General features: G+C 59.6%; 2 protein-coding genes. One reads left to right on the top strand and one right to left on the bottom strand.

The window, feature by feature from the left end; genetic code table 11:
• Positions 1 to 702, top strand: a 702-nt coding sequence (locus WBG04_RS02335; protein ID WP_424312740.1) for an ADP-ribosylglycohydrolase family protein, incomplete at its 5' end; no start/stop codon positions are given.
• Positions 703 to 997: 295 nt separating this feature from the next.
• Here WBG04_RS02335 and hemL read toward each other — a convergent pair.
• On the bottom strand, positions 998 to 2,320 hold the full coding sequence (hemL, locus tag WBG04_RS02330; protein ID WP_424312739.1) for a glutamate-1-semialdehyde 2,1-aminomutase: 1,323 nt from the start codon (positions 2,318 to 2,320) through the stop codon (positions 998 to 1,000).
• Between the last annotated feature and the right edge of the window lie 107 nt (positions 2,321 to 2,427).

The following is a 2,427-nucleotide window of genomic DNA, read 5'->3' as shown; positions in this document are numbered from 1 at the left end:
GCTGGAAACGGACCATGCATGAGGACGGCGATCATCGGAGGGGTATTCCGAAACGATCCCTCACAAAGGAAGTGTCTCACTGAGGCTCAAACGAAGGTCACGCATCGCGATCCCAAGGCGCTGATTGCCGCGAACGCTGTCACGGAGCTTGCGGCGCTACTTTCAACCAGGAGTGAGCCTCCCACTTTGGGAAAAGTGATGTTCTGTCTTTCTTATGAAGTCGCGGATGTCGAATGGGAGGGAATCCTTGCGCGAATCAATGAACATCATATCGCGGGATCTGACCTTTCGTGCTTCCTTGAGGCGATTGGAGTCGAACCGGGCAGGGGTGTCAGCGGCTATGCCTACCATACTGTTCCCGCGGTGGTTTTTGCTGGTCTGCTGCACCATTGGGATTTCAGGGAAACCGTTTCAGCCATTCTGGATGCGGGAGGCGATGCGGATACGACGGGAGCGATCGCGGGTGCTTTGTGCGGTGCCTATGGCGGGGAGGGCTCGATACCACGAGAGTGGATTGAAGGAGTTTGGGAGTGGCCGGTCACTGTTGCGAAGATTCGGAATTTGGGAAAGGCGCTCGAAGAGGGAAAGGAGCTGCGGATTCGTCCACGCTGGTCGCCGTTATTGTTCGTCCGTAATCTTGTCTTTCTCATCATCGTTCTCGGCCACGGGTTTGGCCGGGTTCGCGTCTGGATTCAAAAATGAGAAGAAACATGCAGGCGATTCTTGGTGAGGCGGGCGAGTCCGGCGACGGCGAGGCTCATGGGGACGTCGGCATACTTGTCGAGGAGATCGAGGACGGGAAAAGGCGTCACCTTCGAACGATGTGAGGATGATGGTTCCGCGACGGCAGGCGGTGCGGAGGGTGGCGCAGCCGTCGGGTGCAAGAAGATGGTCGGCTTCGAAGTCCCTCGCCAGCTCTTCCGACACGCGAATAACGATAGCTTCAAAGAAGGTGACGCAATACGCAAATGCATGAAATGCATTACGATCGTTGATATCAAATTCGAGTCAGAGCGTCCGACATCACCGTGAGGGTGTCATCGATATCAGCCTCGGTGTGGGCGAGGGAGATGAAGCCGGTTTCGTAGGGGCTGGGGGCGAGGTAGATGCCTTTGTCGAGGCAGGCCCAGAAGAACTTTTTGAAGATCTCGAAGTCCTGTTTCATGACGTCGGTGACGTTGCGGATTTCCTCGTCGATGAAGTAGAGGCAGAACATCGAGCCGACGCGGTTGATGCGATGTGGGATGCCTTTTTCGGTGAAGAGTTTTCGGATGCCGGTTTCGAAATGGAGGCCGAGTTGGTCCAAGCGAGTGTAGCCGTTCACGACCGGGACGGTCGTGCCACTGGTAGCTTGGTCGGAGCCGGCGAGTTGTTTGAGCTGGGCGAGGCCGGCGGCCATGGCGAGGGGGTTGCCGCTGAGGGTGCCGGCTTGGTAGACGGGGCCGTCGGGGGCGAGCATGTCCATGACATCGGCGCGGCCGCCGAAGGCTCCGACGGGGAGGCCGCCGCCGATGACTTTTCCGAAGCAGCTGAGGTCAGGTGTAAGGTTTTCGAGGCCTTGGACGCCGGCTTTGCCGAGGCGGAAGCCGGTCATGACTTCGTCGAAGATGAGAAGGGCGCCGAACTTCCTGGTGATGCTTGTTAGAAGGTCGAGGTAGCCGGGTTGGGGGAGGACGAAGCCGGCGTTGGCGGGGTAGGATTCGACGATGATGGCGGCGATGAGTTCGCCTTTTTCCTCGAAGAGGGCAGTGAGGGCTTCGGCGTCGTTGTAGGGGAGGACGATGGTGTTCTTGGCGAAGTCTTTCGGCACGCCGGCGGAGTCGGGTTCGCCGTGGGTGAGGGCACCGGAACCGGCGGCGACGAGGAGGGAGTCGCTGTGGCCGTGGTAGCAGCCGTCGAATTTGACGATCAGATCGCGCTTGGTGAAACCGCGTGCGAGGCGGATGGCGGACATGGTGGCCTCGGTGCCGGAGTTGCACATGCGGACTTTTTCGACGGAGGGGACCCAGTCGGTGATGGTGCGTGCCATTTCGACTTCGAAGGGATTCGGGATGCCGAAGGAGATGCCATCCTTGGCGACTTCGTGGATGGTATTGGTGATGACGGCGGGGGCATGGCCGAGGATGTTCGGGCCCCACGAGCCGATGTAGTCGATGTAGGTTTTGCCATCGACGTCGGTGATCCGGCTGCCTTTGGCCTTGCGGACGAAGAAGGGTTCGCCGCCGACGTTACGGAAGGCTCGGACGGGCGAGTTGACGCCGCCGGGGATCATGGTTTTGGCAGTGGCGAAGAGCTTTTGGGAGAGCGGACCGGTGTGCATGGCGGGAGACTCTAGAATCCAGATTCCAGAGTCCAGACTTGAGGGAGAGAATCAAGTGGAGCTCGCCGGCATCCTGCCGATGACCGGAGCGCGCGACGCTGTCGCGC

Origin of the sequence: Haloferula sp., from assembly GCF_049672945.1 — a bacterium.
Taxonomy (GTDB): Bacteria; Verrucomicrobiota; Verrucomicrobiia; order Verrucomicrobiales; family Akkermansiaceae; genus Haloferula.
Note: the sequence above shows the minus strand (reverse complement) of the source record. Positions and strands in the feature narration are given on the sequence as shown.

Excerpts from the sequence above, each read along its gene's own strand:
- hemL (WP_424312739.1), bottom strand. The coding sequence starts at position 2,320 with ATGCACACCGGTCCGCTCTCCCAAAAGCTCTTCGCCACTGCCAAAACC.